Below are 20,343 nucleotides of genomic sequence, written 5' to 3'. Positions count from 1 at the left end.
TCGATATTTGAAAATTCGGAGGGGAAAAGATGAAAAATATGTGGCGTGCAGGAATGCTTGCTGCTTCCTTAGGTGTAGCGGCAATATTAACAGGTTGTGGTGCTTCTGACAAAGAGAAAACAGCAGATAAACCGAAAGAACAAAAAGTGGAGCCAGTAACATTAGATGTCTTTCAATTTAAGGTAGAATTCAAAGATCAATTTGAAGCAGTTGCCAAGAAATATGAAGAGGAAAATAAAAATGTAAAAATCAATATCACAACAGTTGGTGGCGGTGAAGACTATGGTGCAGCACTTCGCTCGAAGTTCTCTTCAGGTAAAGAACCCTCAATTTATAATATCGGTGGACCACAGGATGTAGCCGATTGGAATGATAAACTTGCGGATTTATCCGATACTGCTTCAGCAAAAGCTGCTTTAGATGGCACACTTGATGGTGTTTCAGTTGATGGTAAAGTATTAGGACTCCCATACAATCAAGAAGGTTATGGTTTTATCTATAATAAAAATGTTTTCAAAAAGGCGGGAATTAATCCAGCATCCATTACAGATTTCGCATCTTTTGAAAAAGCTGTAAAAGAATTAGATAGCAAGAAAAAAGAATTAGGTCTAAAAGCTGTATTTGCCTTACCAGGTAAAGAAACTTGGGTAACTGGATTACATCTATCGAATGCATTTTTGGCTCCAGAGTTTGATAACAACGTATTAACAGCTTTTAATTCGAAAAAAGTAGACTACAAATATAAAGATGCATTTAAGAAAGTGCTAGATTTACAAAATCAATACTCTGTACAACCAACAGTAAGTTTAGACTACTCAAAACAAGTTGAAGAATTATTCTCACTTCAAAAAGTAGCCATCATTCAACAAGGTAACTGGGTATATGGTTCAATTGCTGGAATTGATGAGGACTTTGCAAACAATGGTATTGGTTTACTACCAATTCCTGTTGAAGGCTATAAAGGTGATAGTGTTCCTGTAGGGATTCCAATGTATTGGGGCGTAAACAGTAAGGCTGATGAAAAAGTAATTGCTGAATCCAAGAAATTCTTAGATTGGCTGTACACATCTGAAGAAGGTAAAGCGACTGTGTTAAATGATTTCAAATTTATCCCAGCTTACAATGGATATGACTCATCTAAGATCTCAGATCCACTTTCAAAAGCTGTTTATGATTATGCGAGCGAAGGAAAAACAATCGGTTGGACATTCATGGGATACCCAACAGGTTGGGGTCAGGATGAGTTAGGTGTTCAAATCCAAAAATATTTGAGCAAAAAAGCTTCATGGGATGAAGTTATCGATGCAACGAAAAAAGCATGGGAAAAGGATCGAAAATAATAATACTCTGATTTGAGTGAGGGTACTAATATAGATTTTATTTGAAGTGGAATTAGCTCCGCTTTCCGTGGGCGAACTGACGAGCCTCCTCGTTCGCTTCGCTTCCTGCGGGGTCTCGTCTAGTCCGTTTTCCCACAGGAGTCTACGCTAATTCCACTTCAACTTGGATGGTCACACAATATAACTATTCTAAAAACCAGTTATTTTTACTTTTACTTTTTCGATAAATTCTAACTGATCATGGCATCTCGCAAAATGAACATAAACATATGTTTCTTTTTAATAAAAATATTGTCTTCAAAAATAAACAATCCATCACTTTTTGAGTAGCTTAGATTTTAATGAATCATTATAACTTAATTTGCTTTCTGTAATCGGAGGTGAGAAAATGCGAACAAAAAATATATCCTATTGGCTCTTTCTAGCACCTGTTTTACTAGCACTGGCAATCGTTGTAATCGTTCCTTTATTGGTCGGCGTCTACTATTCGTTCACTGACTGGAATGGCATTCAAACAAACAAATTCGTTGGCTTTGATCATTACAAAGCATTATTTCAAGATGAAAAGTTTCTAGATTCATTATGGTTTACAACAAAATTTTCAATCGTTTCTGTTATTTTAATCAATGTAATTGGTCTTGGACTTGCCCTACTTGTAACGGCAAAACTAAAAACGAATCATTTATTACGTACGATCTTCTTCATGCCAAATCTAATCGGTGGTTTAATACTCGGATTTATATGGCAATTTGTTTTTACAAAGGTTTTTGAAAGCTTTGGGGAACTAATCGGAATGGAAAGTTTACAAGGTTGGTTATCTACTCCTGGTACGGGTTTTTGGGGACTAACTATATTAATGAGCTGGCAGATGGCAGGTTATATAATGGTTATTTATATTGCTCATATTGAAGGTGTTTCAAAGGAATTACTAGAGGCTGCAGACATAGATGGTGCCAATGCTTTTCAAAAAATCCGCTATGTGCTATTTCCACTCGTTGCACCAGCATTTACTGTCAGTATGTTTTTAACCCTATCCAATTCCTTTAAACTGTACGATCAAAATTTATCATTAACAGCTGGAGGTCCTTTTAACTCAACACAAATGGTCGCAATGGAGATCTTTAATACAGCATTCACAAAGTATGATATGGGCTATGCACAAGCAAAAGCAGTCATTTTCTTCATTATTGTAGCAGTTATCGCTTTAGTTCAAGTTTATATCAATAAGAAGCGTGAGGTGGAAATGTAATGCGGAAAACTTATTTAATTCCACTTGAAATCATCGGTATTGCATTAGGGGTTATTTGGCTACTTCCATTCTATCTAATGCTTGTCAATTCATTAAAATCAAAGCGGGAAATTTTCGAAGATACATTAAAGCCACCGGGTTCAGTAACATTTGATAACTATGTACAGGCTTTTAAAGAATTAGATTTCTTAAGAACGTTCGGAAATTCGCTACTAATTCTCGTGATCAGTGTCGCATTGATCATTATTTTCTCTTCGATGGCAGCTTATGCATTATCTCGTGTAAAGAGTCGTACGAGTACTGTAATTTTCTTTCTATTTGTAGCTGCTATGTTAATTCCTTTTCAGTCTGTCATGATTCCTCTTATTACTATTTTCGGGAAAGTTGAAATGCTAAATCGTATGGGCATAATTTTTATGTATTTAGGATTCGGAGCAAGTTTATCCATTTTCTTATACCATGGTGCTTTAAATTCGATTCCAAAATCCTTGGATGAAGCGGCAACAATTGATGGAGCAAATAAATTTCAAATATTTTGGTATATCATCTTCCCAATGCTTAAACCAATAACAGTCACAGTTGGGATCTTGAATACTATCTGGATTTGGAATGATTATTTATTACCATCTTTAGTGATTAACCAAAAAGGTATGGAGACGATTCCATTAAAAATGTTCTTTTTCTTCGGAGAGTATACTAAACAGTGGCACCTTGCATTAGCGGGTTTAACGTTGGCCATCATTCCAGTAATCATTGCCTATTTCTTTGCGCAGAAATCCATTATTAAAGGTGTATCTGAAGGTGCCGTTAAATAATCAATGGAAGGATGGAAGCCCATTGGCAGTTACGATCATAGATGTTGCAAGGGAAGCAAATGTGTCGCCATCGACTGTATCTCGGGTTATTTCAGATAGTCCAAGAATTAGTGAAAGAACTAAGCGAAAAGTAAGACAAGTGATGGATAGATTAAACTATCATCCAAACTTTCAAGCGAGAAATTTAGCTGCAAAGAGTACAAAAACGATCGGAGTAATCATGTCTCATTCCACTTCTCTTGCATTTCAAAATCCTTTTTTCCCAGAAGTCATTCGTGGCATCTGTACAAGTGCACATTCGAACAAATATGGAATGTATCTCTCAACGGGAGGTAACGAAGAAGAAATCTACCAAGAAGTTGTATCAATGGTACAAAGCAAAAAGGTGGACGGCATTATTTTACTCTACTCAAAAATGAATGATTGCACATTAGCATTTTTAAAAGAAGCTGATTTTCCATTTACGATGGTAGGACGTCCATTTCAATATGAAGATGAAATTACATATATTGATAACAATAATCGCAAAATTGCTTATGAATTAGTCAATTATCTTGTTGATTTAGGTCACAAGCAAATTGCGTTTATAGGAGGGAATCTAGAATATGTCGTTTCATTAGACCGTTTAGAAGGGTTCAAATCTGCTTTAAAAGATTTAGATCTTCAGTATAAAGAAGAATATATCATCTATAATCAAAATAAGTTAACAAATGATATTCAAAGTATTAATAGGCTCATGCATTTAGATGTTCCGCCTACAGCACTTATTGCACACGATGATTCTGTTGCGTATGAAATCATTCGCCACTTAGAACAACTTTCTATTCGAGTACCTGATGATATATCAATTGTTAGTTTTAATAACCACGCTTTATCTGCATTTGTGAAACCACCATTAACTACAGTGGATATTTCGATATTTCAATTGGGTTTAGAAGCAGCAAATTACTTATTTGAAAAGATGAGTAGCACACAAGCTCCTATCAAAAATCGTTTCGTACCTACTACTTTAATTGAACGACAATCTACAAAAGCCTTAAATCAAAGAGGTGAAATATGAAAAGAACATGGTGGAAAGAAGCAGTTGCTTATCAAGTGTACACGAGAAGTTTTCAAGATTCGAATGGAGACGGAATTGGTGATATTAGAGGGTTAATATCTAGACTCGATTACCTTAGAGATCTAGGTATTAATGTAATATGGATTAGTCCTATGTACCGCTCTCCAAATGATGATAATGGTTATGATATTAGCGATTATCAATCTATATTAGAAGAATTCGGTAAAATGGAAGACTTTGAAGATTTACTTGAAGAGGTCCATTATCGTGATATGAAAATAATTATTGACTTAGTGATCAACCATACAAGTGATGAACATCCATGGTTTATCGAATCTCGTTCTTCTAAGTCAAATCAAAAAAGAAATTGGTATATTTGGCAAGATGGAAAGAATGGGGAAGAGCCAAATAATTGGGGCAGTATTTTCGGCGGATCTGCATGGGAACATGATGAGACAACCAATCAATACTATCTCCATCTTTTCTCAAAAAAACAGCCTGATTTAAACTGGGAAAATAATGAAGTTCGTTTCGCTCTCTATGAAATGGTTAATTGGTGGCTTGATAAAGGAATTGATGGTTTCAGAGTAGATGCGATTAGTCATATCAAAAAGGATTCTTCATATTCAAACACGCCAAACCCATCAGATCTCCGTTTTGTTAAAGCGTGGGAAAAATATATGAATGTAACTGGCATTACAACTTTTTTACAAGAACTCAAAAAAGAGACTTTTTCAAAATACGATATTATGACAGTTGGAGAGGCAAATGGGGTTGGAATTGATGAAGTGAATGAATGGGTTGATGAACAAGATGGGGTATTCAATATGATCTTTCAATTTCAGCATTTAAGTCTTTGGGATACGACCGAAAAAAATAAATTAGATGTACCTTCGTTAAAAAAGGTCTTGACGAGATGGCAAAAAGCTCTAGAAAATTTGGGATGGAATGCTTTATTTATAGAGAATCATGATAATACGAGAGTAGTCACTACTTTAGGGGACGATCAAACGTATTGGCGAGAAAGTGCAACTGCCTTAGCAACTATGTACTTTTTCATGCAAGGCACTCCATTTATCTATCAGGGTCAAGAATTAGGGATGACGAATGTAAACTTCTTATCGATTGATGATTATAACGATGTTGCAACCAAGAATGCTTATAATGAAGGAATTGCTAAAGGACAAACTCATGAGGAATTGATAAAAAGTATTTGGAAAACAAGCCGAGACAATTCACGTACGCCAATGCAATGGTCAGATGAAGAAAATGCAGGATTTACAACAGGAACACCATGGATGGGTGTAAATCCAAATTACATGGAGATCAATGTTTGGAAGCAGCAACAAGACCCCAATTCTGTTCTGAATTACTATAAAAAAATGATTCAATTACGAAAGACAAATGAGATTTTCATTTATGGACTATATGACTTAGTACTTAAAGAACATCCTTCCATTTATGCCTATACAAGAACTCATGAAAATGAAAAAGTAATTATATTATGTAACCTAACCGGGGATTCGATAATTGTAGAGGAGATCGAAGGAATCAATTATAATAACGAAAATCTTTTATTAGCAAATATACCAGTTAACGATCATGAGAATGAAACAATTCTAAAATTTGCTCCATATGAAGCCAGGGTTTATAGAATATAAAAATGGGATAAACACCACTAAACTGCAGTGTTAAAAAATTATAACGAGAAATACAATAACCTTCAATCATTCATTTGATTGAAGGTTATTAAATTTATTAAAGCCTCGCCAGATTTCGTTCTTTACGTTTTTTATTCCTTCAAAGTTTTCATACAGTAATGACAACTTTTCCTTGAGCGTGCCCTTGTTCAAAATATTTGAATGCTTCTATAACTTCACTCATCTTAAAAGTTTTATCTATGACTGGTTTTACTTTTTCGGCTTCAAGGAGTTCTTTCATATAAATTAAATCTTTTTGGTTTTGTCTTTGTAATAAGCTAGACATTTTTTGACTTCCAGTGAAAGTGAACCAAGTCCCTAAGGTCATTGTTTGAAACAGTTGTGTACCCGAACCTCCGACATGAATAAAAGTTCCTTTAGCATTTAAGGACTGCTTATAAGCTGTAATCGAATGGTTCCCGTTAACCGCAAGAATCAAGTCATACTTCTGATCTTTTTCGGTGAAATTCTCTTTTGTATAATCAATGACATGATCTGCACCAATTGATCGAAGGATTTCTAAATTTCGCGTACTACAAACGCCTGTTACTTCTGCTCCGAAAGATTTGGCAATCTGTACCGCAAAAGTCCCAACACCTCCAGAGGCACCATTAATCAACACCTTCTGTCCTGACTGAATCTTGCCTTTATCCCTTAGACCTTGTAAGGCTGTAACTGACGCCATAGGTACCGCTGCTGCTTCCTCAAATGTCATTTTTTCTGGTTTTAATGCCAATGCATTCTCAGGAACAGATACATATTCAGCAAAACCACCCCAGCCAGAAAGAGAAAGGTCTCCAAATACTTCTTGACCTGGCTGAAACTGTTTAACATCTTTACCAACTGCTTCGATCCGACCTGCAATGTCACCTCCAGGTATGGAGTATTTTGGTTTTAGAAGACCGAAGGCAAAACGTGCTAAGAAGGGTTCTCCTTTTAGAAGCACTAAATTACCATAATTCAAAGATGATGCATGAATCTTTACCAGTACCTGATTGTCCTTAGGAATTGGTTTTTCTACATCTGTTAAATTAAGAACATCGGGTGAACCATATTTGTTACACACGACGGCTTTCAATAATTTTCCTCCGTATCCTTTATTAATTTGGATAATTTTCATCAATTGTTCTTCAACAATACCCTGGTTTCTTCAAAAATTTAAATATATTCATCTTATATTCTTCGACACCTGGTTGATCAAATGGGTTTATATCAAGAAGATAAGCACTATAGGCGCAAGACATCATAAAGAAATATAAAAGATGCCCTAGATGTCTCTCATCTAGTTGATCGATGGAGATTGCAATTTGTGGTACGCCTCCTCGATGGTGTGCAATCGAGGTTGCTTCGTAGCAAACATGATTAAATTCATGTAATGAGATGCCACTTAAATAATTTAATTCATCACCATTTTGATCTAATTTATATAACGTCAAATCTTCATCTACTTTTTCAACTAATAGAAATGTCTCAAATAACATTCGTTTACCATCTTGAATATACTGTCCCAATGAATGCAAATCAGTAGAGTAGAGAACAGAGGTAGGGAAGATTCCCTTACCATCTTTCCCTTCGCTTTCACCAAATAGCTGCTTCCACCACTCTTGTACATATTTTAATTTGTTATCAAATGTAGCAAGAATTTCAACAGGGTAACCTGAATCATATAAATGTTTTCGAATCAGAGCATATTGAATAGTTGAGTTGTTTTCAATATCCAATGTTCTTAAATCTTGTTCCGCCATTTTCGCCCCATTTATAAATTCTTCTATATCATAACCTGCTGCAGCAATCGGTAATAGTCCAACTGCTGTGAACACGGAATAACGGCCACCAATATCCTCTGGTACGATCAATCGTTTATAGCCCTTTTCAATTGCTAATGAGCGTAAAGCTCCTTTGTTTTCATCAGTTGTTACAATTATTCTAGATGAAGCTTGTTCTCCATAACGTTTTTCCATATACTGTATTAAGAAGCGTGAGGCAATTGCGGGTTCTGTCGTTGTACCGGATTTAGAAATAACATTGATGGTGACTTCTTTACTGTCCAAATATTGCATCAATTGTTTTAAATAAGAACCACTTACTTGATGACCAGCAAAAATAACCTCTAATTTATTAAATGGTTGGAAATTTTTTGATAATGCCTCTAGCACTGCTTTTGATCCTAAATAAGATCCACCGATTCCAATTACGACTAAAACATTTGATTTTTCTCGAATATCATTAGCGGTTTCGTGTAATTCCTTTAACCACTCTTGGCGTAGAGAGCTTGGCCAATCAACCCAGCCTAAATAATCAGCTCCAATAGCTGTCTTTGTATAGATTCCATGGTGAATCATCTGAATTTTATGTTTTATCTCTGCGGTTACAATTGCTGAGTAGTCTCCAGAATAATTTACTGAAATTTTCATGGCGTTCTCCTTTGAATCATATTCAGAAAGAGTAACTATATTGGTTGCATATATATAAATTGAATGAAGAATAATGTAAATCAAATTTTTTTGATTATCTCTTTCCAAAGCAGTATATGTTGGGAAACTATCAATTATCTATTTTGTTTAAAAGAAAAAGAGAAGAGGGATAATTTATGACTGAACAAAAATATTTAATTCAACTGGAGGTTGCTTTACAGAAACTAAATCCTTCAGAAAGAAGAGATATATTACGAGATTTTAAAGATTATTTTGAAAATGGAAGAAAAGAAGGTAAAAGTGATGGGGAAATCATTTCATCATTAGGTACTGCAGAAGAAATAGCTGTGGAATTATTAAAAGTTTATACGGAAGATGAATTTGTCACGAACAACCAAATAGAGCCACTAGATGTGGAACAATTTCAACAAGTAAATATTAATATAAAGGATGTTAATGTGATTGTTAAACCTTCACCAGACCATAATGTGTATTCAAATATAAAAGATCAGGATAGTAAGACTAAAGTTCAAATGAAGAATGTTAACGGAACTTTACATATTACCATTGATAGAGAAGAGAGCTACCGTAAGTTTCTATTTTTCCGAGTAGGATTGCATTTAGGCGGAAATGCTACGGTTACATTACAAGTACCTGAACAGATATATGACCAGATTTCTATTGATAATGATAATGGTTATATTAAGCTAAGTAACCAACAATCTAAGGTCGTTACAGTAGAAACAGATAATGGAAGTATCGAATTCGAAAAAGTTTTGGCAAACGAAGCGAATGCCAAAACAGATAATGGAGATATTATTATTGAACAATGTCAATTCACAGATTTCTATTCCGAGACCGATAATGGTCGTATTGTAATAGCAAACTCGCGAGCAGTTTTTTCAAAATTACGTACAGACAATGGACGCATTGAACTGGAATCATTACACGGTGACGTGGATGCCAATACGGCTAACGGACGCATTGAAATGTATGTACCGACAATCGAAGATACTATTCATCTTGAAACAGATATGGGGCGTATTCAACTGTTAACCGATCGAGTATTGACAAATGGCCATATACAGGCTGATTCTGATTTGGGGAAAATTGAAGTATTCGGTCAATCAGGACGAAACTATATATATGGAAATGGCCTACCAAAAGTACGGTTAAAAACGGCTGTTGGGAAAATCATTGTTGATATAAAATCTAATAAGGCATAAAACTATTGGCGCTGTTGTTTCTTGCAGCGTCTGTTTATATTGATGAAAAATCAATTGTTAATCTTACTGAGTTTGTTTGACAATTACAAGAATGTTCATTGTGGAGCGAAAGACGGCGACTCCTACGGGAAAAGCTTGAGCTGAAAGCCCCGCAGGAACGAAGTGACGAGGAGATTGAAGCCAAGCCCGTGGAAAGCGCCGTCTGTAGCGAAACTTCCCCATCTGAATATGAAAAAGTTAATGTATTAAAATGTTCGTATCTAAAAAACAAAAATAGATTTATGAAATTGATTAAATTGTACATTTATTGAAATGTACTAAAATGTTTTTCAACTTAGTCACCCCTATTCATTGCTCATTTCGTAGGACGTTGTTAAGATAGTAATGTTGGTTTACCCATCATTTTATCCCGCATTAACGGGCAATAAGACCCTCACTACAAAACTCAAGTAAAACGCAAGAAGATAGTTTGGGGATCAACTGTCCATAAATGTCCGATTGGTTCAACTAACATACCGTGGGCATAAAGAACACCTACACTGTGTTAAGTTTCACTTTATTAGTATTGGAGAATTGATATGAATATTTTAAGACTATTAATGTTTTACCTAGTTGTATTGGTAATAGGTGCAATTTTTATTTGGTTAAAAGTACCAACTAGTTTTTCCGTTGCATTTTTTACAATTCTTGCAGTTGCGATAGTTGGTTACTATGCTTATACAATGACATCTTCAAAAAATACAAAAGCGATACTTCGTCAAGTACGTAATCAAAAAAGAAATCCAACATATGCATATGCTCTTGCGATTAAAGAAGGTTCAAAGGAAGATGAAATTGCAGCACTGGATCGTCTGATCGAAAAGTTCAAAAATCAACCTGATGGACAGCAAGATTACGAATTTCAACGGGCAGTTCGTTTAGGAGATCTTGCTAGCGCTAGAGACATCGTAAATTCGATGAAAAACGGTCCACTTAAATCGTATAATACGGCATATGTTGAAGCATTATCGGGAAAATACGGTAATGCACGAAATCAACCTTTCCTTCAACCTTGGATGCCACATTCAATCGAAGCAGTCATTGCTAAAAAGCAGCATAAACTTGAACGTTATAAAGAAGAGATGCAACTTGCAATCGACAAATCAAGAGGGATTCAACGTTTGATGAACCAAGTAACGTATGAGAAAACGTTAAAAGAATGGAAATAAGGTCTTTCCTATACAAATCTTTCTGAAAGTAAGCAGTATATTTTGCTTAGTTTAAATTAAACTTATCGGTATACAAAAACCTGCATTCATAAAAGAATGCAGGTTTTATTCATTTTTGAATTGACAAAGTTCCATAAAAAATAAGATTATTAAGATAATAGATTCAGATGATTATATAAAGAAATTAGGCGAGTGAATTTATGGGTAAGTATTCAAGTTTACTAAAGGATTTACGAAAATTTTTTCTAACATTGATTGTGATGATCTGTTTAGTAATTAGCTTTCGTGCTGTTATTTCTCCTGAAATTGTGATTGGGGATAGTATGGAAAATAGCTTACATGAAGGAGATTATTTAATTTCTAGTAGACTTGCATATAAGTATCAAAAGCCTCACTACGACGATATTGTGAGCTTTGATGCAGAGATTGTAGCTGGGCATGATTTGTTTATTAAACGTGTAATAGGCTTACCTGGAGATCATATTCAGATAAAGGATAATGTTCTTTACCGAAATGGCAAAGCAGTTGATGAGCCCTATATTAAGGAACCGATGGACACAAATGACTTTGATATAAAAGTTGATAAAGGTAAAATATTTGTAATGGGAGATAATCGAAACCATTCAATGGATTCTAGAGATTTCGGAACAATCGACTTCCATAAAGAAGTCCGTGCCAAAGTTTTGTTTCGTTTAAAGCCGTTAAATCAAGATTTTAAATATAGTGAATAGAGTTCAGGAGCAGCATGCAAATATTAAGCATGCTGCTTTTTTTAATCCATCAGTTTAAAAATTCTTTAATCTCTAATTTCATCTTTTTTTAAATCAATTTGGAATTAATGTTTTTGAATTGGGAATGCTAACCATACTTATTAGAAAGGAGATTGATTGTAAAATGATGAAATGGTCAACTTTTTTAGCGGTATCAATTCTAACAGTTATATTAGTTGGTTGTGGAAGTGGAAATAAATCTAATAATGCATCAAATGTAAAAGATAATGCTCCAACTTCGGAAGGCAGTGCGTATGATTTAACGAATAGGGCAAATGATACGACTAAAACGAATGATAATACACAAAACAAAGCATTTAATTTTTCTGAGTTCAAACTAGACGCTGACTATGGATCTAATCAAACATATGAGATTGATTTTGAAAATCGAACTAATGGTGCAGATGTTTCAATTTCGGATGAACGTAAAAATCAGAAAATTGAAGGTAACGCAGCTTATACGAAACTTGAACCACTATTCAAACAGCTAAAGTTCGATGTCAATACACCAGATGAAGAAGTAAAGAAGCAAATTCTTAAAGTATTTAACCTCGATCCCAACTATCATAAAATAGAGTTAGATGTTAAGTTTTCTGATGGAACGAAAAAGAAATATACTTTTACTCCATAGAAGTGTTTCTGAATCCTAACATTTAAAACGATGTTCATTTTAGAATGTCGTTTTATTTTTTTGATTACGCAAAACGAGAATATTTATTTATTCCTTTATCAAATTAATACTCATGAATTGAGTTTGATAAAAAATCTAATAATAATTAAGGAATAGTTTATTTAATCAAATGTTTATGGAACTATGAATTTGGAATAATGATTCTGGATACATTATACAGTATGAAACTTTTTTAGGTATAAAACGTATATGTTAAGTGAATTACATTCTATATTCCCATAATGATAGAATAAATTTTATTACATAAAAAAGGATGGGATACTCATGGGTTTAATTAAAGCGGGAATCGGCGCTGCAAAAGGCGTTTTAGAGGATCAATGGCGCGAATACTTTTACTGTGAAGGGCTTTCGAAAGAAGTTCTGGTTACAAAAGGTGTCAGACGAAAAACAAAACGAGGCTCAAACAAAGGCAATGACAATATTATTTCAAACGGCTCCATCATTGCAGTTAACGAAGGTCAATGCATGATGATCGTTGAACAGGGGAAAGTGGTAGAAGTCAGTGCCGAAGCAGGCGAATATGTATACGATACTTCAACTGAACCGAGTATCTTCTTCGAAGGAGATTTTAAAGAAAATATTCTTCAAACATTTATGGAGATTGGGAAACGTTTTACTTTTGGCGGTGAGCCACCTAAGGATCAACGTATTTATTACTTTAATACAAAAGAAATTATGGGCAACAAATACGGTACACCAAGTCCAGTACCATTTCGAGTAATCGACCGAAATATCGGTTTAGATATAGATATTTCAATCCGCTGTCATGGTGAATATTCGTATCGTATCATCAATCCATTATTGTTTTACAAAAATGTATGTGGAAATGTTGTACAAGAATATCATCGAGATGAAATCGATAGCCAATTAAAAACCGAATTAATGACAGCTTTACAACCTGCTTTTGCCAAAATTTCAGCACTAGGTGTTCGTTACAGTGAAATTCCTGCACACACAATCGAATTGGCAACAGCATTGAACCAAGTATTATCAGAAAAGTGGCTGGAATCACGTGGTTTAGCTGTGGGTACCTTTGGTGTTAGCTCGCTAAAAGCTTCTGAAGAAGATGAAGCAATGATTAAACAATTGCAAAAAAATGCAGTATTTCGTAATACATCAATGGCTGCTGCTCAAATTACTGGAGCTCAAGCAGATGCTATGATTAAAGCTGCAGAAAATGAAAATGGAGCACTTGGTGGATTTATGGGGATGAATATGGCTTCACAGGCTGGCGGTGTGAATGCAGGACAACTTTTCCAAATGGCTTCACAAACTCAACAAAGTGAGCAAGTACCTCAAAACAATCAACCATCTGCAAATAAGTGGGATTGTGCGTGTGGCCAAACAAATACGGGTAAATTCTGTTCAAACTGTGGTACACCAAAACCAGCAAATGAGGGATGGACTTGTACATGTGGTTCTATCAACAAAGGTAAATTCTGTTCAAATTGTGGAACGAAAAAACCAGAAGGAACACCAACCTATATTTGTGACAAATGTGGTTGGAAACCAGAAGATCCTTCAAACCCACCAAAGTTCTGTCCTGAATGTGGCGATCTCTTTGATGATAATGACAAAAAATAGGAGGGATATACAGTGAGCGAAACTCTAAAAGATGCAAAAATTGATTTTGATGCTGAATGTCCCTCATGTGGTGCGTCTATTGAATTTAATCCTAAAAACGGTAAGTTAAGCTGTCCCTATTGTGGTTATGAAAAAGAAATTGCTAAACCAGAAGATGAAACCGACAAAGTAGCTCAGGAAATGGATTTCTATGCAGCCGAGAAACGTGGGAATTTTGACTGGGGTGTTGAAAAGAAGACAGTTATTTGTAGTGAATGTGCATCTGAGACAATTTACGATGCGCTACAAGTTGCAGATACCTGTCCCTACTGTGGTTCACATCAAGTAATGGAAGCAGCGACGGTAGATACACTAGCTCCAAATGGTGTTTGTGCATTTGAAGTAACTGATAAAGAAGCAGGTTCAAATTTCCAACGTTGGATTAAAGGTAGATGGTTTTCACCGCGTGCTGCAAAATTAAGTGCTAAGCCTGATGCTTTTAAAGGTGTCTATTTACCTTATTGGACATTTGATACAAATACAGGATCCTATTACACAGCAAATTATGGCATTAACCGTGTCATGAGAGATAAAGACGGGGATACATATATCGAAACAGATTGGTATACTACCTCTGGATTTTATCAAGAATTTATAGATGATCAATTGGTGAGTGCAACAACACGGTATGACCATGATATAATGAGGAAAATAGAACCTTTTAATTTACTGGACAATAAATCATATAAACCTGAATATGTTTCTGGATTCTTGGCAGAACGATATAGTATCGGTTTAGAAGATGGATGGAAAATTGCACAACAAGATATAAAGAATCATATTCGTCAACAAATATCATCAAAGATTCGCTTTGAACGTGGAGCAGATCAAGTTGGAAGTATCCAGTTTTCTACAACACATGATGACATCACGTATAAATATTTGATGCTACCTATTTGGCTATCATCATTCCAATATAAAAACAAAGTTTATCAATTTATGGTGAATGGTCAGACCGGTAAAGTTGGCGGTCGTGCACCTATTTCGCCAATAAGAGTAGCAATTGCTGTAATTCTTGCATGTGCTATTTTGGCTATCTTTGGATATTACTATGAACATTCATAAATCGTACTTTACCAAGTAGTGTTTTCTAGCTAATGGACGAGTTAGTGAAAGAAGGAATTCGCTTTCAATACTAGAATTTAAATTAATAACTAATGGGACAGGAAGGGGATTCTTATGAACATAAAGGGTTTTGGAGGAATCTTTTGGAGGACTAAAAATCTAGAGGATATAAAAAAATGGTACAGTAATGTCCTAAACATAGAAATTGAAAACTGGAATGGTACCATTATTAAACCACAATCAGGAAATGAAACTATCTTTTCCTTCTTTTCTGAAGATGACCGTTATTTTCCAACAGAACAACAAGTGATGTTAAACTTTCAAGTTGAAAATTTGAATGAAAGTATCAAACATCTAGAAAAAATAGGTGTTCCCCTTGCTAAGGAAAAGACGATTCATGAATTTGGAAAGTTTGTTTGGATTGAAGATCCAGAGGGAAGACGTATAGAGCTTTGGGAGAAGGAATAGGATAATAATAAATTTTGTTGTCGAACTAAAGAGTGCGTTAGTTCAACAACAAAATAAAAGGACCACACATTTGATATGTCTAAAATGTGTGGTCCTTTTATTTCAACGGTTTTAAGTATGTGGTGTTTTGTCAAATATCAAAAACTTAAGCTCTTCGGGGTCATCGGCTAACTGAATCAATTTCTCAAACTGAAATCCAATTTTTTTGAGCAGACTTTCTGAAGCTTGATTGTCTTGAGACGTGATTGCCACAATGCGAGTTAACCCTAATTTATCTTTTCCATAGGACATTACTGCGGAGGCTGCTTCATAAGCATATCCTTTTGACCAATACTTTGGGAGATAGGCAAATCCAATATCAACATCTTTCAAGGAATCTCTTTTTACCAAACCACAAATTCCAATCTTGGCATGATCTTCTTTTCGTTCCACCAAATAAAGGCAAAAACCGAATTGCTCATACATGCGAACAGGCCCATTCAAAATATAGTCTCTTGCGTCATCTAGCGTCCTCACACCACGATCACCTATGAAGCGCAACCAGGAAGGATCGTTCAAAAGCTCGAGGATAAACTCCGCATCATCGATTGTTTGCAGTCGTAGGTTAAGTCGATCAGTTTCGAGAATCTTCAATTAAAACACCATCCTTATTTTTTTCAATTAGCTTATTATATCAGATGTTTGATTGAAATCTGAAAATAAGCGTAAGAATTATTTATCTTGTAATGAGCTCTATTTTCGAGTCCACTAGATTTATTTCTTTTTAATTAGCTCTTTTTAGAGGCAATTTTGCATTTTGCCTCCAAGTTCCAAATCCTAATGCGATGGCAGCGCCAATACAGCTAAAGAAGCAGCCAGCAAACAAATACAATGATGGATCTGACTCACCGATTAAAACGGAAGCTATTCCTCCAATTACTGGGAAAAGTGCAACCATATAGCCACTTTGAGCTCCTCCAATTTTTTCAACAAGCTTCAAATAGAATAACCATGCTACAAATGAAGCAACCAGAGTTAAATATAACAACATAGATAAGTATGAAAACGATGTTGGAAATATAAATTCTTGTCCTTGAAATAACACAATTACTCCCATCAATATACTGCCCACTGTAAATCCAATGGCATTTGCGTAGATAGGATTCACCTTATGACTTGCATTTCGTGCTGAGCTGGCGTCACCTACTGCTGTAAGAAGCGTACCTAAGATTGCAACCATAATTCCTTTTATGTCATTGGACCCTTGAAAGCTGTTTAAATTTGGATAGATGAGAATACATACACCTAATACACCAAAAATCCCCCCAAACAAAACGCGTAAATGTAACTTTTCTTTTAAAAAAATCCGGAGAGTAATCGGGGTCAAAATCACCTTTAATGAAAAAACCAATGTTACGATTGCTGCAGAACTCAAAATTGTAGCGTAATAAAGGCATAAGTAGCTTAATGCAAAGTTACATACACCAAAAACTATTACAAATGGGATATCTTTTCTTGTTGGCCTCCCTTTTGGTTGAAGGAACCAAACAAGAATCAAAAGTAAAAAGGCTGTCATAACTAAACGATAAGTTAAGGATAATTCCAAGCTGACAGGAGTTCCTTGAATTTTTACTGCTATAAAGTTGAGTCCCCATACAATCAAACAAAATATGTACATAAATACTGTCATATGTTCTCTCCCAGATCAAAATTTTTTCTAAATTCATTATTCATTTATACTGTCATTTCTAAAAGGTACAGTTTACAATAAACACAAATGACAGATGAGGTATTTCAAAAATGAATGAACTAATATTTAATATCAATCGGGAAAGTAACACTCCTATGTACCAACAAGTTTATCAATACATACGTACTCAGATTTTATCTGGTAAATTAGAAAGGAATACAAAGTTGCCATCGATTAGACAACTTGCTCTCCAATTAGAGGTCAGCAGAAACACAACTCAGGTAGCCTATGAACAATTGCAATCGGAAGGATATATTCGAAGTGAGAACAAAAAGGGATTTTTTATAGAGGCAACTATATCGGATGAGAATCTTAATTATGAACCCATTAGAGAACAGCATCATGAAAAAAATCAAACTGACATAAAAACTATTGACTTTAAGATTGGGACAGTGGATCAAGAGAACTTCCCTTTGAAAAAATGGAGAATGCTTACAAACAAAATCGTTAAAGACTCTAGCATGTTTTCATACGGAGAAAAACAAGGCGATCTTAATTTAAGAAAGGCACTAGCAGATTACTTGTTTCAATCAAGAGGGGTTAATACTTCTGCTGAACAGATTATTATTGGCAGTAGTACTCAACATTTGTTATTACTTTTGACGCTGTTACTAAAGCCAGACTATCATTATCTAGCAGTAGAAGACCCTGGATATAATGTGGCAAGGGAACTATTTGCTCTTCAGTCGTTTATCATTGATCCAATCCCGGTAAAAGAACAAGGCATCCAAGTCGATTGCCTTTTAAAGTCGCCTTCTAGACTTTTATATGTCACACCTACTCATCACTTTCCATATGGAGTAACGATCCCCGTCAATGAAAGATTAAAGTTAATTCAATGGGCAAAAAAGGTGGAAGGATATATTATTGAGGATGATTACGATAGTGAATTTCGGTACATCCATCAACCTATACCGTCTCTTCAAAGTTTAGATTCTAATGATAGGGTGGTTTATTTAGGAACTTTTTCAAAAGCATTGCTACCTTCTATCCGTGTCAGTTATATGGTTTTGCCTAGGAGGCTAGTAAGTGAATATAAAAAGATACTCCCTTTGCTTGAGCAAACATCCTCATCTATTCATCAAAGAACATTGGCTGCATTTATGAATGAAGGATATTGGTACTCACACTTAAGGAAGATGAAAGCTTTGTATAAACGTAAAATGAATCTATTGAATAGGGAATTACTAATACACTTTAATAAAAATGTTGAAATAAAAGGTGGTAGCTCCGGAATTTTCGTTATTATTGAAGTTAAAACAAAAATGACTGAAAAAATGCTAATTGAAAGGGCATATGAACACAGAATTATAGTTTATCCATGCTCAAATTATTTCTCGAAATATAAACCACAATATCCGCATATTCAACTTGGATTGGGTAATTTAAGTGAAGAAAAGATAATAAAAGGAGTATCTCAACTAGCAAAAATTTGGTTAAGTCCTTGAATGCATAAGGAATAGGGGATGTATGCAGAAAGAATAGAAAATATATATGGGCATTAAATAATAATTAATCCTTTAATAAAAAGTAATGATGAATTTATTAGGAAGACCTCATTTTGATCAATCTTTAATCAAAATGAGGTCTATTTATTTATATAAAATTAGCGCCCGAGCTGCTTCGTTGATACGCTCCAGTAGGATCTCTCGTCGTCTGTCTCGCTTTTTCTGCTGTAGTCGAGCGAATATTTCTCTTAACGAATATAATGCTACATTAGTAGATGAACGTTAAATCTCAGTATTATGCATAAGTCACTGCCGTACCAGTAGCGACACACATTAACATGCCATCTCGAATTGTTTCGAAATCTAGATCCACACCGATTACTGCGTTAGCACCTAGTTTTTCAGCACGCTCTGTCATTTCAGAAATAGCTATTTCACGTCCTTCAGCGAGTTTGCCTTCATATGCTGAACTACGTCCTCCAATGACATCTGTTATAGAAGCGAAGATATCACGTACAATATTGGCACCCATAATCGCTTCACCTGTGACAATACCATGATAGGTTAGAATTCTTTTGCCATCAAGATTGTTTGTAGTGGTTACTAACATTTAATCATCTCCCATAGTATATTTTTTCACTTACTTACTATTGTATTTTCAAAACAGAAGAAAAATGTTTAGCTAAACAGATTATTTTAATACGAAGAAGGGTTTAGTTTTTCCTCAGTCTTTAATGGCTTTTGAATATTCCAGAATAAAAGGATTTGTTGAAATATTTCTAGAATGAATATCAAATATTGGATTAAAATTTTATATCGTGGTTATATTTTTAGAAGAATACATAGGGGAGAGATTCGATGATTAAAGCTGTTATTTTCGATTTTGATGGATTAATTTTTGATACGGAGACATACGAATTAGAATCTTATCAAAGTATTTATAAAAAATATAATGTAGAGTTTCCATTGCAACGATGGTATGAGTCAATCGGAACTAACTTCGTTTTCGATCCTTATGAAAAACTTATACACAGTGATACTAAATTAGACAAAAATGAAATCTGTAAAGAACGGACAGCTATTTTTGAGGATTCAATAGTAAAGAAACCTCCTCGAGATGGTGTGATTCATTATTTTGAACAGGCGAAGGAATTAGGATTAAAGGTAGCGCTTGCTTCAAGTTCAACTAAAAAATGGATTTATAGGTTTTTAGAAATGCTTGATTTGGAAAAGTATTTTGATTTAATTTATACAGCGGATGATGTAACTGAGGTGAAACCAAATCCTGAGCTTTATTTAAAGGTTTTAGAACACTTTGGAATTCAGCCAAATGAAGCAGTTGTCTTTGAGGATTCTCCAAATGGTTCTCTTGCGGCTATTCGAGCTAATATTCCATGCGTAGTTGTTCCAAATGCTGCAACGCAAAATTTGGTTTTTGATCATCAAGTTGCAATGAGAATTAATTCTATGAAGGAAATCGAGTTATCTGAGTTGCTACAAAAGTTAAGTTTAAAGTAAATCTAAAACAATAAAAAAC

At 34.8% G+C, this 20,343-nt stretch carries 19 protein-coding genes; 14 read left to right on the top strand and 5 right to left on the bottom strand.

Features of this window, described 5'->3' with window-relative positions; genetic code table 11:
* Positions 1-29: 29 nt before the first annotated feature.
* From Q8X41_RS02305 to Q8X41_RS02285, 5 genes are all read left to right on the top strand, one after another.
* Entirely contained in the window at positions 30-1,340 is a 1,311-nt protein-coding gene (locus Q8X41_RS02305) for an ABC transporter substrate-binding protein (RefSeq protein WP_397538650.1), read from the top strand.
* A 388-nt stretch (positions 1,341-1,728) separates the two neighbouring features.
* Positions 1,729-2,589 (top strand): carbohydrate ABC transporter permease, encoded by an 861-nt coding sequence (locus tag Q8X41_RS02300; RefSeq protein WP_397538649.1) that lies wholly within the window; start codon positions 1,729-1,731, stop codon positions 2,587-2,589.
* On the top strand, positions 2,589-3,404 hold the full coding sequence (locus Q8X41_RS02295; protein WP_397538648.1) for a carbohydrate ABC transporter permease: 816 nt from the start codon (positions 2,589-2,591) through the stop codon (positions 3,402-3,404). The genes Q8X41_RS02300 and Q8X41_RS02295 overlap by 1 nt, the downstream gene beginning before the upstream one ends.
* 22 nt (positions 3,405-3,426) lie before the next feature.
* The gene (locus tag Q8X41_RS02290) at positions 3,427-4,464 is read left to right on the top strand and encodes a LacI family DNA-binding transcriptional regulator (protein WP_397540184.1); all 1,038 of its coding nucleotides are present in this window, start codon (positions 3,427-3,429) and stop codon (positions 4,462-4,464) included.
* Positions 4,461-6,125, top strand: coding sequence for an alpha-glucosidase (locus Q8X41_RS02285; protein WP_397538647.1), 1,665 nt, complete (start codon positions 4,461-4,463; stop codon positions 6,123-6,125). The genes Q8X41_RS02290 and Q8X41_RS02285 overlap by 4 nt, the downstream gene beginning before the upstream one ends.
* Before the next feature lie 148 nt (positions 6,126-6,273).
* Here the strand turns inward: Q8X41_RS02285 and Q8X41_RS02280 are convergent, their stop codons facing one another.
* Both Q8X41_RS02280 and Q8X41_RS02275 read right to left on the bottom strand, forming a co-directional pair.
* A complete protein-coding gene (locus tag Q8X41_RS02280) occupies positions 6,274-7,242 on the bottom strand; it encodes an NAD(P)-dependent alcohol dehydrogenase (protein ID WP_397538646.1) in 969 nt (322 codons plus the stop codon).
* Positions 7,243-7,294: 52 nt separating this feature from the next.
* Positions 7,295-8,578, bottom strand: coding sequence for a glucose-6-phosphate isomerase (locus Q8X41_RS02275; protein ID WP_397538645.1), 1,284 nt, complete (start codon positions 8,576-8,578; stop codon positions 7,295-7,297).
* A 176-nt stretch (positions 8,579-8,754) separates the two neighbouring features.
* Here Q8X41_RS02275 and Q8X41_RS02270 point away from each other — a divergent pair, with 176 nt between their 5' ends.
* From Q8X41_RS02270 to Q8X41_RS02240, 7 genes are all read left to right on the top strand, one after another.
* A complete protein-coding gene (locus Q8X41_RS02270) occupies positions 8,755-9,804 on the top strand; it encodes a DUF4097 family beta strand repeat-containing protein (RefSeq protein WP_397538644.1) in 1,050 nt (349 codons plus the stop codon).
* A gap of 578 nt (positions 9,805-10,382) precedes the next feature.
* On the top strand, positions 10,383-11,012 hold the full coding sequence (locus Q8X41_RS02265; RefSeq protein ID WP_397538643.1) for a hypothetical protein: 630 nt from the start codon (positions 10,383-10,385) through the stop codon (positions 11,010-11,012).
* Positions 11,013-11,212: 200 nt separating this feature from the next.
* On the top strand, positions 11,213-11,743 hold the full coding sequence (gene lepB, locus Q8X41_RS02260; RefSeq protein ID WP_397538642.1) for a signal peptidase I: 531 nt from the start codon (positions 11,213-11,215) through the stop codon (positions 11,741-11,743).
* 163 nt (positions 11,744-11,906) lie between these two features.
* Positions 11,907-12,413, top strand: a complete 507-nt coding sequence (locus tag Q8X41_RS02255) for a YusW family protein (protein WP_397538641.1) — start codon at positions 11,907-11,909, stop codon at positions 12,411-12,413.
* A 324-nt stretch (positions 12,414-12,737) separates the two neighbouring features.
* On the top strand, positions 12,738-14,057 hold the full coding sequence (locus Q8X41_RS02250) for an SPFH domain-containing protein (RefSeq protein WP_397538640.1): 1,320 nt from the start codon (positions 12,738-12,740) through the stop codon (positions 14,055-14,057).
* A 12-nt stretch (positions 14,058-14,069) separates the two neighbouring features.
* Entirely contained in the window at positions 14,070-15,161 is a 1,092-nt protein-coding gene (locus tag Q8X41_RS02245; protein ID WP_397538639.1) for a hypothetical protein, read from the top strand.
* A gap of 114 nt (positions 15,162-15,275) precedes the next feature.
* Entirely contained in the window at positions 15,276-15,629 is a 354-nt protein-coding gene (locus Q8X41_RS02240) for a VOC family protein (RefSeq protein ID WP_397538638.1), read from the top strand.
* A gap of 111 nt (positions 15,630-15,740) precedes the next feature.
* Here the strand turns inward: Q8X41_RS02240 and Q8X41_RS02235 are convergent, their stop codons facing one another.
* Both Q8X41_RS02235 and Q8X41_RS02230 read right to left on the bottom strand, forming a co-directional pair.
* Entirely contained in the window at positions 15,741-16,262 is a 522-nt protein-coding gene (locus tag Q8X41_RS02235; RefSeq protein ID WP_397538637.1) for a GNAT family N-acetyltransferase, read from the bottom strand.
* A gap of 130 nt (positions 16,263-16,392) precedes the next feature.
* Positions 16,393-17,298 (bottom strand): DMT family transporter, encoded by a 906-nt coding sequence (locus Q8X41_RS02230; RefSeq protein ID WP_397538636.1) that lies wholly within the window; start codon positions 17,296-17,298, stop codon positions 16,393-16,395.
* Between the two features lie 110 nt (positions 17,299-17,408).
* On the opposite strand from Q8X41_RS02230, the gene Q8X41_RS02225 reads away from it, so the two are divergent.
* Positions 17,409-18,806 carry a PLP-dependent aminotransferase family protein gene (locus Q8X41_RS02225; RefSeq protein WP_397538635.1) on the top strand — a complete coding sequence of 466 codons (1,398 nt, stop codon included), beginning with the start codon at positions 17,409-17,411 and terminating at the stop codon, positions 18,804-18,806.
* Positions 18,807-19,101: 295 nt separating this feature from the next.
* Here the strand turns inward: Q8X41_RS02225 and Q8X41_RS02220 are convergent, their stop codons facing one another.
* A complete protein-coding gene (locus tag Q8X41_RS02220) occupies positions 19,102-19,416 on the bottom strand; it encodes a YbjQ family protein (protein ID WP_397538634.1) in 315 nt (104 codons plus the stop codon).
* Positions 19,417-19,664: 248 nt separating this feature from the next.
* Between Q8X41_RS02220 and Q8X41_RS02215 the strand changes: the two genes are divergently transcribed.
* Positions 19,665-20,324, top strand: a complete 660-nt coding sequence (locus Q8X41_RS02215; RefSeq protein WP_397538633.1) for an HAD family hydrolase — start codon at positions 19,665-19,667, stop codon at positions 20,322-20,324.
* The last annotated feature ends 19 nt before the right edge of the window (positions 20,325-20,343 follow it).

The sequence above is a fragment of the Rummeliibacillus pycnus genome (assembly GCF_044359855.1).
Lineage (GTDB): Bacteria > Bacillota > Bacilli > Bacillales_A > Planococcaceae > Rummeliibacillus > Rummeliibacillus pycnus_A.
This window is presented reverse-complemented; position numbering and strand designations above follow the sequence as displayed.

Bases quoted from the DNA above. Each gene is read 5' to 3' on its own strand.
- Q8X41_RS02285 (WP_397538647.1), top strand. From the start codon at position 4,461: ATGAAAAGAACATGGTGGAAAGAAGCAGTTGCTTATCAAGTGTACACG.
- Q8X41_RS02275 (WP_397538645.1), bottom strand. From the start codon at position 8,578: ATGAAAATTTCAGTAAATTATTCTGGAGACTACTCAGCAATTGTAACC.
- Q8X41_RS02215 (WP_397538633.1), top strand. From the start codon at position 19,665: ATGATTAAAGCTGTTATTTTCGATTTTGATGGATTAATTTTTGATACG.
- Q8X41_RS02305 (WP_397538650.1), top strand. From the start codon at position 30: ATGAAAAATATGTGGCGTGCAGGAATGCTTGCTGCTTCCTTAGGTGTA.
- Q8X41_RS02240 (WP_397538638.1), top strand. From the start codon at position 15,276: ATGAACATAAAGGGTTTTGGAGGAATCTTTTGGAGGACTAAAAATCTA.
- Q8X41_RS02300 (WP_397538649.1), top strand. From the start codon at position 1,729: ATGCGAACAAAAAATATATCCTATTGGCTCTTTCTAGCACCTGTTTTA.
- Q8X41_RS02255 (WP_397538641.1), top strand. From the start codon at position 11,907: ATGATGAAATGGTCAACTTTTTTAGCGGTATCAATTCTAACAGTTATA.
- Q8X41_RS02270 (WP_397538644.1), top strand. From the start codon at position 8,755: ATGACTGAACAAAAATATTTAATTCAACTGGAGGTTGCTTTACAGAAA.
- Q8X41_RS02220 (WP_397538634.1), bottom strand. From the start codon at position 19,416: ATGTTAGTAACCACTACAAACAATCTTGATGGCAAAAGAATTCTAACC.
- Q8X41_RS02265 (WP_397538643.1), top strand. From the start codon at position 10,383: ATGAATATTTTAAGACTATTAATGTTTTACCTAGTTGTATTGGTAATA.
- lepB (WP_397538642.1), top strand. From the start codon at position 11,213: ATGGGTAAGTATTCAAGTTTACTAAAGGATTTACGAAAATTTTTTCTA.
- Q8X41_RS02295 (WP_397538648.1), top strand. From the start codon at position 2,589: ATGCGGAAAACTTATTTAATTCCACTTGAAATCATCGGTATTGCATTA.
- Q8X41_RS02230 (WP_397538636.1), bottom strand. From the start codon at position 17,298: ATGACAGTATTTATGTACATATTTTGTTTGATTGTATGGGGACTCAAC.
- Q8X41_RS02225 (WP_397538635.1), top strand. From the start codon at position 17,409: ATGAATGAACTAATATTTAATATCAATCGGGAAAGTAACACTCCTATG.
- Q8X41_RS02250 (WP_397538640.1), top strand. From the start codon at position 12,738: ATGGGTTTAATTAAAGCGGGAATCGGCGCTGCAAAAGGCGTTTTAGAG.